This window comes from Candidatus Gracilibacteria bacterium (assembly GCA_041661045.1).
In the GTDB taxonomy this organism is placed as follows: Bacteria; Patescibacteriota; Gracilibacteria; order UBA1369; family 2-02-FULL-48-14; genus 2-02-FULL-48-14.
Genome location: JBAZVE010000001.1, coordinates 1307268 through 1316577, shown reverse-complemented (window position 1 = coordinate 1316577; position 9310 = coordinate 1307268). Strand labels below are relative to the sequence as shown.

Annotated in this window: 11 protein-coding genes; 4 read left to right on the top strand and 7 right to left on the bottom strand. The window is 47.4% G+C overall.

The genetic code is table 25. The annotated features are described in order from the left end of the window. A partial coding sequence (locus tag WC777_06390) for a class I SAM-dependent rRNA methyltransferase (GenBank protein MFA6024789.1) occupies nucleotides 1–1235 on the top strand: 1235 nt, incomplete at its 5' end. Between the two features lie 661 nt (nucleotides 1236–1896). On the opposite strand, the gene WC777_06385 is transcribed toward WC777_06390, so the two are convergent. The 6 genes from WC777_06385 to WC777_06360 form a co-directional block, all read right to left on the bottom strand. Beyond that, nucleotides 1897–2298: an FKBP-type peptidyl-prolyl cis-trans isomerase gene (locus WC777_06385; protein MFA6024788.1), complete on the bottom strand. Its 402-nt coding sequence runs from the start codon at nucleotides 2296–2298 to the stop codon at nucleotides 1897–1899. 38 nt (nucleotides 2299–2336) lie between these two features. Then, a complete protein-coding gene (locus WC777_06380) occupies nucleotides 2337–3425 on the bottom strand; it encodes a HAMP domain-containing sensor histidine kinase (GenBank protein MFA6024787.1) in 1089 nt (362 codons plus the stop codon). Beyond that, entirely contained in the window at nucleotides 3409–4083 is a 675-nt protein-coding gene (locus WC777_06375; GenBank protein MFA6024786.1) for a response regulator transcription factor, read from the bottom strand. The genes WC777_06380 and WC777_06375 overlap by 17 nt, the downstream gene beginning before the upstream one ends. After that, a complete protein-coding gene (locus WC777_06370; GenBank protein ID MFA6024785.1) occupies nucleotides 3968–4768 on the bottom strand; it encodes a hypothetical protein in 801 nt (266 codons plus the stop codon). The genes WC777_06375 and WC777_06370 overlap by 116 nt, the downstream gene beginning before the upstream one ends. 161 nt (nucleotides 4769–4929) lie before the next feature. Then, nucleotides 4930–5688 carry a hypothetical protein gene (locus tag WC777_06365; protein MFA6024784.1) on the bottom strand — a complete coding sequence of 253 codons (759 nt, stop codon included), beginning with the start codon at nucleotides 5686–5688 and terminating at the stop codon, nucleotides 4930–4932. A 13-nt stretch (nucleotides 5689–5701) separates the two neighbouring features. Continuing rightward, nucleotides 5702–6259 carry a manganese efflux pump MntP family protein gene (locus WC777_06360; GenBank protein MFA6024783.1) on the bottom strand — a complete coding sequence of 186 codons (558 nt, stop codon included), beginning with the start codon at nucleotides 6257–6259 and terminating at the stop codon, nucleotides 5702–5704. 95 nt (nucleotides 6260–6354) lie between these two features. Here WC777_06360 and WC777_06355 point away from each other — a divergent pair, with 95 nt between their 5' ends. The 3 genes from WC777_06355 to WC777_06345 are packed head-to-tail and all read left to right on the top strand — an operon-like array spanning nucleotide 6355 to nucleotide 9118. Continuing rightward, complete coding sequence (locus WC777_06355; protein ID MFA6024782.1) at nucleotides 6355–6693, top strand: helix-turn-helix transcriptional regulator; 339 nt, start codon at nucleotides 6355–6357, stop codon at nucleotides 6691–6693. Continuing rightward, the gene (locus WC777_06350; GenBank protein MFA6024781.1) at nucleotides 6686–8152 is read left to right on the top strand and encodes a hypothetical protein; all 1467 of its coding nucleotides are present in this window, start codon (nucleotides 6686–6688) and stop codon (nucleotides 8150–8152) included. The genes WC777_06355 and WC777_06350 overlap by 8 nt, the downstream gene beginning before the upstream one ends. A gap of 39 nt (nucleotides 8153–8191) precedes the next feature. Continuing rightward, complete coding sequence (locus WC777_06345; protein ID MFA6024780.1) at nucleotides 8192–9118, top strand: DUF5671 domain-containing protein; 927 nt, start codon at nucleotides 8192–8194, stop codon at nucleotides 9116–9118. On the opposite strand, the gene WC777_06340 is transcribed toward WC777_06345, so the two are convergent. Beyond that, nucleotides 9096–9302 carry a hypothetical protein gene (locus WC777_06340; GenBank protein MFA6024779.1) on the bottom strand — a complete coding sequence of 69 codons (207 nt, stop codon included), beginning with the start codon at nucleotides 9300–9302 and terminating at the stop codon, nucleotides 9096–9098. The genes WC777_06345 and WC777_06340 overlap by 23 nt on opposite strands. Between the last annotated feature and the right edge of the window lie 8 nt (nucleotides 9303–9310).

Here is a 9310-nt window from a genome sequence, read left to right as displayed (position 1 = left end):
AACCGGGCAAAGAGCATATTATGTCCAGCAATCATCCGTGGATTTTTTCCATGGCCTTGCAGTATGACGAATCCGTTCCCAGCGGAAGCCTTGTGGACATTTACGATGGAACGGGAAGGAAGTTTTTAGCTCGCGGTTACTACAACGAAAAATCACAAATTGCGGTTCGCATCCTCACGCGTGATTCACAGCAAAAAATCGATACGGACTTTTTTGTCCAACGGTTCGCGCAGCTCAAAAAAATGCGAGAACGATTCATCGACAGCAAAAAAACGAACGCCTACCGCCTCGTCTTTGGAGAAAGCGATGGGATGCCCGGACTCATTGTGGATCGTTACAATTCCGTGCTGGTGGTTCAAGTGCACACCATGGGGATGGAAATGCTAAAAAAAGAAGTGGTCTCCGCGCTCAAGGCGGTTTTCAATCCACAAAGTATTTATGAAAGAAGCGATATCGGAGTGCGAAATCAAGAAGGTCTGCTCGATCAACCCAAGGGTTTGCTTTTTGGGGAACCGCTCCCAAAAGAGCTGGAAATTCTTGAAAACGGTATTCCCATGCTCGTGAATATTGAGGAAGGACAAAAGACGGGCATGTTTTTGGATCAACGGGAGAACAGGAAGGCCCTGCAGGCCTACACCAAAGACAAAACCGTGCTCAACTGTTTTTGCTACACGGGCGGATTCTCTTTGTATGCCGCGCTTGCGGGAGCCAAAAAAGTCACGAGTGTGGATTCCTCCGGCCCGGCATTGGAAACCGCCAAACGCAATTTTGAACTCAATGGGCTCGATCCCAAAAAGCATGAATTTTTGGATAAGGATGTCTTTGATCTTTTGGAAGAATACCGCAACAAACAAACTCAATTTGATGTCATTATTTTGGATCCACCGGCCTTTGTAAAAAATCAAAAAAGTCTCAAAAAAGGATTGCAGGGCTACACCTTCATCAACGAAAGAGCTCTGCAGCTTTTGCCCAAAGGCGGAATCCTGATTTCAAGTTCTTGCTCCGCGCATGTCACCGAAGAAATGTTTCAAAAAATGTTGGCGCTCGCCGCAAGCAAGGCTCGCTGCACTCTCCGTGTGCTCGCCATTCAAAGCCAACCCATCGACCATCCGTACAACCTCTATTTCCCAGAGGGAAAATACCTCAAGTTCTTCGTGCTCTTGAAGGACGAATGATCACTTCAAGGTTTTCTGAATCTCCTCGTCCGTGAGTTCTCGGCACTCGCCGGTTTTTAGGTCTCCGAGTTCCAGTTCACCAACGGCAGTGCGTTTGAGCGAAAAAACCGTGTGCCCAAATCGTTCCATCACTCGGCGGATTTGGCGCTTGCGGCCTTCTTTAAGGACCATCTCAAGCCAAGTGCGTTTGCCATCCCCACGCAAAACGGTGCTGCGCATGGGCTGAAGCGTAACTCCGTCGAGTTCCACTCCCTTTGTAAGTGCTTTTAAAGTATGAGTCGTCACCTCACCGTAAACGCCAACTTCGTAAGTTTTTTTGTGCTCATAGCGCGGATGGGTGAGCTCCAAAAGCAAGTCCCCGTCAGAAGAAAAGAGGAGCAGCCCTTCGGAGTCCATATCCAGGCGCCCAACAGGATTGAGATGTCGGAATTTTGCGGGCAAAAGTTCGGTCACGGTCTTGGCTCCAAAAGGATCTTTTCGTGTGCTCACCACTCCAATCGGCTTATTAAAAGCAATGGTGATTTTTTTACTGTCAAACTTCAAGAGTTTCCCCTCCACTTCAATTTTATCTTTTTCACTCACTTGAACGCCTTGCTCCTTCACCATTTTTCCATTCACCTTCACCTCGCCATCTTCAATCAAGCGTTCTGCGGCCCTGCGCGAACAATACCCACTGCTTGCGATTCGTTTTTGGAGTCGTTCTTTCATTCCAGTCGCCTTGTTATTCTTGGATGCTCACCAATTCTACCTCAAAAATCAGAGTTGCGCCTCCTGGAATCGGACCAACCCCGCTGTCTCCATAGGCCATGTCGGAAGGAATCGTGAGTTTTCGAGTGCCACCCTCGTTCATTCCGGGGATGCCCTCTTCCCAGCCCTGAATCACTTGGCCGGCTCCAATCGTAAAGCTAAAAGTCTGTCCGCGGGGCCTGGAACTGTCAAAAACGGTTCCATCCAAAAGAGTCCCTGTGTAGTGCATTTCTACCGTGTCACCAACCTTGGCGGATTCACCGCTCCCAATGCTAAGGTCCTCAATTTGAAGTTCAGTGACAGGTTCAGAAGAATCCATGGAAGTGCAAGAAGTTAAAAGTAAAGCGGCCATTAAAAAGGAAAAGATTTTTTTCATAAAAATTATAAATTACCGTGCCTGCATCCTAACAAAACCTAGTTCAAAAAGTAAACACTAAAGCGACTGCCCTTGCCCTCCGTACTGGTGACTTCCACGCGTCCGCCGTGGGCTTCCACAAGCTCTTTTACAATGGCGAGGCCGATGCCAACGCCACCCGTTTTGCGGTTTCTGGAGGCATCAACCCGATAAAAGCGCTCAAAAATATAAGGCAAGGCTTTGGCGGGGATGCCCTGGCCTTCATCCTCCACACTCAAAATAGTTTCTTTTTCGGTTTGAGTGAGATGGACCAGCACAGACTTGTGCGCGGGGGTGTATTGCAGGGCATTGTTCAGCAAGTTCAAAAGGATTTGTGTGCTGCGGTCTTTATCGAGCAAAACTTCCTTGGATTCAAGCTCGGAGACAAAGCGCAGGGAAACTTTTTTAGCATCAAACTGGGGTTGAATTTGTTTGATGACTTTTTTACACAAGGCTTCGATATTGTGTAGAGAGGGGTGGATTTGAAACTGCGTTTTTTCAAGCAAGGGAAGGGCTCGAAGCTCTCGGAGCATTTTTTTGAGCCGCTCGGTTTCTTCATGCATGAGCCCATACACTTCTTTTTGTTTTTCTTTTTTAATGACATCATCTTCCAAGGCCTCCAAGTAGCCTCCGATATTGGTGAGCGGGGTGGCGAGTTCATGGGAAACATTGATCAGAAGTTGCTCTTGCAAATAACGGTGTCGATCCAAGGCCTCAGCCATGGAGTTCAAGGATTCCATTAAATCACCCAGTTCATCGTGAGATTCCACGGGAATCCTCTCTTGATATTTCCCGTCCGCGATGGCCTTGGTGGCGGCAATCATTTTTTTAATAGGGCTGGTGAAATATCCAATGGTCATAAAACTGATCAAAATAGCGAAGAAAGCGGCAGCCATCATGGTGAGAAACATGGACTTTTGAATGGCCTGTAAAAAAACCTCAACTCTTGGCCCGGGCGTCATAGGGAGGCCCTGATTCATAAAATCCTCCGCAAACCGACTAAAATGTTCGCTCACTTGCTCATCCACAAACCAGCTTAAAATCCCCAGCGTGAGCAGGATCATAAGGACATAACTCAGAAAAAGTTTGTTTCTAAGAGAGGTTTTCATCGTCTAAAAGTTTATATCCAACGCCAAATACGGAAGCAATATATATGGGTTTTTTGGAAGAATCACCCAATTTCTTTCTGAGGTTTTTAATGTGTGCGTCGATGGTGCGGTCGTAGACACGCGCCTGAGAATCATAGAGCTCCTGCATCAGCTGATCTCTAGAAAAGACATGGCCCACTTGCTTCATAAAAATGTGCAAAAGCTTGAACTCCAGAGCCGAAAATTCAAGCGTTTGTCCGTTTTTAAGCACCTGCATTTTAGAGGAATCCAAGCTGAGATCCTTGTAATGAAGGGAGGCCGCCACAGGTGCCACAACCTTGCTGCGTCTGAGCAGGGCTTTGACCCGTGCCACCAGCTCCTTGGGGCTAAAGGGCTTGCTCAAATAGTCATCCGCGCCCACTTCCAGTCCAATCACTTTTTCAATTTCATCGCCCTTTGCACTCAGGATCAAAATAGGAACTTCATAAACCGCGCGAACGGCGCGAAGCACTTCAAGCCCTTCCATGCTTGGCAGCATCCGATCCAAAACAATGAGGTCGGGCTTAGCCTTGAGCGCCAATTCCAGACCCTCCGCTCCATCCTCGGCCTTGAGCACACGAAAATTTTCCTTCTCCAAATAAAGCTGAACGAGCTCAGCAATTTTTGAATCATCCTCCACAATAAGAATCGTTTTTTGCATATCGTTGTGAATTATACTTCAAGGGGGGGCTGGCAAGCCAGCCCCCCCAAACTCAGCCCCCTCAAGCTCAGTCCTCCACGGAAGTTTCCGGTTCATCCCATTCAAAATCTTGCAATTGGGATACCACCTCATCATCCTCCGAAGTCAGGGTGATCACGACGCCATTTTCAATGTCCTCCACCGTTCGCTCAACATTTTCATTCATAAACGGCAAGGGCCCCTCTCCACCACGACGGAAGTGCATGCCCTTTTCTCCCGGTTCGGGCATGTTTTGGAGTCGATCAACCGTTTCGGGATCCTCCGACCGAAGGGTGATCTGAATACCATTGTCTAAAAGATTGATTTCTTGGTCCACGCTCTCCATAAAATCTCCATTGCCCCTATGCGCAGGAAATTCCGTCATACTTTGCAGGTGTTCAAGCGCGCTGCTGTCCTCCGTAGTCAGCGTGATGATGACACCGTCTGAAATGTTCTCCACCGTTCTGTCCACTTGTGCGCGCATTTCCATGCCCGGCCGCCCCATTTCTTCCGCAGAACCCGCAGAACCCGCAAAACCAGCGGAAGCATCCTCGGCGGAAGCATTTTGAACAAGCGCGATGGTTCCCGTGCCCCCCACAATGAGACCAAGAACCAAAAGGTGACTTAAAAATTGTTTATTTTTCATGATTTAAAGTTTAGGAGTTAAAAGGATTGTCGACCGGCGCAGATGCCCGAATCCATGACCCAATTTAGGCCTCACATTTGATTTTCTAATGAAGTCCCTGTGAAAAACTTGTGAAATGGGGGTAAACTGCGTCCATGCGAAATCTGGAAGCCTATCGACTCCTACGAACCCAAGACCTTGCGGTGGACCTGTATAAGGACAATGCCGTGGTTCATATTTTTGGAGAGTTCCCCAAAACACAAGAATTCGAAAAACAAGTTCGCACGCAAGTCCCCATCACAGAATTCTTTTACAAAGATCGTCGTGGCAAGGGAGCGGGGGAGGCGCTTAAGGCCGAGCACAAGGAAGTGATCGTGGAAGAAAATGGGCACAAATTTCTCATCAATCTTTCGGATTATTTGGATTGCGGACTTTTCCTGGATCACCGTGAAACGCGCAAATGGATCGAGGCGCAAAGCAAAGACAAAACGGTACTCAACACATTTGCATACACCGGGAGTTTTTCCATCTACGCCGCCTGCGGCGGCGCCACTAAAACCACCAGCGTGGATCTTTCGGAAACCTACTGCGAGTGGATTAAGAAAAACCTTGCTCTCAATCATCTGCCGCCGGAAAAAAACTGGGTCTACAAAATGGATACCCTCGAATTCTTCCGCTACGCCAAGCGCAAAAATCTCTCCTACGACATCATCATCATCGACCCGCCCACATTCAGCAAAAACAAGGGCAACACCTTTTCGGTTGAACGGGATTATCCGGCCCTCCTCAATGCGGCGCTGGAACTTCTCAACTCCGGCGGCTTCATCCTCTTTTCCAACAACTGCACCGGCTTCAAAATAGACGCCTCACGCCTCAATCCCTGCACCATCGAAAAAATCGAACACCTCAAAGCTCCGGACTTTGCCGGACACTTTTCCCACTGGTGTTTTTTGATTAGAAAAAAAGGTGACTGAATAAAATCTTGCAGCCCAGGAAAATCAAAACAACTCCGCCAAATTTTTCAGCGTAACCTGAAAGAAAAGCACCAAACCGTCTGCCCACAAAGACGCCAAGAACGGAGAACGCCAAAGTGACGCCTCCAATCATCAAAACAGAAATCAGCAAAGGCCACTGCATCGCCGACATTCCAATTCCCACCACAAAAGCATCAATACTGGTGGCAAAAGCCAAACTGAACATCACTTTCCAAGACAGTTTTTTCGCCGACTCTTCAATCTCGTTTTCCTTCTGCCAGTCAAAAATCATATTGAGCCCAAGTAAACAAAGAATCGCAAAGGCAATCCAATGGTCCACCGGTGCAATGAACCGTTCAAAAGGTGCGCCCAAGGCATAACCCAGCAGCGGCATCCCTGCCTGAAAAACACCAAAAAGCAAACTCAAACCCAGCAGCCTCAGCATCAAATGCTTAAATCGTGCGCCCATCGCCACCGAAGCCGCACAAGCATCCATCGAAAGCCCAAACGCCGTGAGAAAGATTTGAAACATCAACATAAAAAGATGCTAGCACGCTTCCCTGGATTATAAAAATCCACTTGCAAATCTTTTTACTATGTAGTAAATAGTATTCATCACATAAGTAAAACAACATGGCATTTTCCAAGGAAATTTTAAAGGGGAGTATTGAGCTCATCGTGCTGCAAACGCTGGACGATTTGGATGAGGCTTATGGGTACCAACTCACTTCCGCCATCGAAAAATCCAGCGCATCCATTTTTCAATTTCAAGAAAGCACGCTGTATCCCTTGTTATACCGTTTGGAAGAAAAAGGCTTTTTAGAAAGTGAGTGGAAACAAAAAGGGGAGAAAAAAAGGCGTTACTACAAGCTCACGCGGGAGGGGAAACGAGTGCTGCAAGAAGAAACGGTGCAATTCAAGCATTTCCTCAAGGGAATGAATAAGATTTTAAGAACAGAAGCCCATGCATAAGAAGGATTTTTTCAAAATTCTTTCCAGAGATTTACCCAAAGACGGATACAAGGCTCGCCTGCTTCAGGAACTGAACGATCATTGGGAGGATCATGGAGACCATGGCACTGCGACCATCGACCGTCACATGGGAGACCCCCACGAATTTATTCATTTTTATAAAATCACCATGCAAAAGAAAATCGCCCTGTTTTTAGAAGCTTTATTCCTGGGGGTTTGTGCGGCACCCATTGCCGCCTTGCCTTTTGTGGGGAATGGATTCACGGAAACCACCGAGGATATTTTAGGGAAGGCAGTCATTTGGATCGCAACACTCCTGTTGAGCGGCCTTCTCTATTTTCTTTTTTATCGTTGGCTCTGGGCACATTTAAAAACTTCATTTCCATTCGAAAAAAAAGATATCAAAGCAATCCTGCCGCTTTTACTCCTGCCAGGTTGGTATTGTGCCATTGCACTCATGCTTCTCTTAAGTTTTGATGACGACACCGTTCAAGATCATTTCTTCCCATTGGTGATCAGTAGCTATCTGTTGATTCAAGCCCTTGCTGCATGGAGAGCCAGTGATAAAGCCCTCTCGGCAAAAGGAGAAAAAAGGATTCGATGGATCGGACTCATAGGTGCCACGAGCGCCCTCATGGTGGGGCTGGTTTTATCTCAAACCTCAGGAATAAACATACTGGAATTACCCCTTTTCTTGTTGAAGATATTCGTATTCCTTCCGTTTTTAAACAATCTGCTTCTTGGTCATATTATTGTCGGAATACTTGCCGCTCTCTTCGGCCTCTATATCTTGCATGGGCTCTTTAGTGCTTTAAAAAATAAAAAAGATTTCCCATTAGGGAAGTTTTTCCTGGCTCTGATCCTTGTCTATGGATTCTCATTTCACCCGAAAGAGGACACATCCATTGCTTGGCAGTACCCCAGTGTGAATGTCACAAAGGAATGGGAGAAACAAGAGCTGGGTCCTTTGTATCCTTGGTATCGATTTCTCACCCAAGACGGAGAGCGGGCCTTTTCCTACGCACCACTTTGGATAGAAACCGGCCTGAGAATCGCCAGACAGGACGATGCCAGCATCCTGTTAACAGAACTTTCAGAAGATCCGAAAGAGCTAGAGTGGAATGAGCTGCAAAGGAGAGAAGGGCTCTTCATGGTTCAAGTGAAATCCGGGGAGGTCTACCTGCCGGAAACATTCAATTGTATAGACCCCTTTGCGCTTGAGTTCATGGAGCCGGGAACGGTAAAAGTCCTGGGAGGAGAAACCTATTGCCAAGAATTGTTTTATAAAGAACAACTCATCTATTCCACCACGGAAAGATTCTTGATTGAAGATCTTGTGCTTTCTCCGGATGGGGAGTGGCTGACCATTCATTTCGCAGGACAGGGGCAGATGGACACATCCTGGCAAGCGGATTCCATATTTCTGGTTCACTTAAAGCCGTGATTTTGCTATTGTTAAAGACACGCGTAAGCGACATCACTTTCTTACCCCATCGTTATGGAACACTCCCATGAGCCCCGCCCAAGGTCCACGCCTTATCAAGTTTTTTTGCATCTCATGATGATGGTGATGTACTTCGTCACTGTGATCAGTTTTGTGACGCTGCTGGTTCAGTATATTGATCTCCTTTTCCCCGACGAACTCATCGGATACAGCGGATCCTACGACAGCATTCGCATGGCCTCCTCCATCCTTTTCATCACCTTTCCAGTTTTTATTTTGAGCTCTTGGTTTATTCGCAAAGCGTTCAAAAGTGATCCGAGCGAAAGACACATCAGCATCCGCCGTTGGCTCGTTTACCTCACTCTATTTGTGGCCGGCATCACCATGGTGGTGGACTTGGTTCAGTTTGTGAACAGCTTTTACAGCGGCGCTTTGACCCTTCCATTTTTCCTAAAACTCTTGACGGTTTTGGTGCTCAGCATCGTCACTTTTTCCTATTTTTCCTGGGATCTGCGCAAAGAGGGGATCAACTCAAAAGTGGCAAAAATACTCACGGTGCTCAGCTCATCCGTCCTGGTGTTAACACTGGGAGTGGGCTTTGTCTTGGCGGGAAGCCCTGCACATCAACGCGCGGTCCGTTTAGACGAACAAAGGGTCATGGATTTGCAAAACATTGAATATGAAGTCGGAAATTATTGGCGCGAAAAAAATACGCTGCCCACTCAGTTGAGCGATTTGGAGAGGGACATTTATTACTTCCAATTGCCTGTGGATCCGGAGACCAAAGAAAACTACACCTACACGGCAACCGGCCCTCTTTCCTTCACCCTCTGCGCAAAATTCTCCGAAGATTATGAGCCCGTCCCCAACGAGACCTTACCTCAAAACCCGTGGGCCTATTCCGCCGGAAACTTCTGCTTCGATCGCACCATCGATCCGGATTTCTTCAACAGCGGATTTAAAGAGGCTCTCCCGAACTAAAAGTCTGGACCAACCAGCGATGAAGATCACCATCCGCCCCGGCCTCTTTGGCCTTCTGATCGATATGAGCGATGGTCAAGGGCTCCCTTTTGCCTTGGCCCAAGTGTGCAAGCTGTGCTCTTGCCGCCTCGACATTTTCTTCATCCAGGTGCACGCCCCGAACCTCACCTTCAGTTCTCCCCATAAAATTTT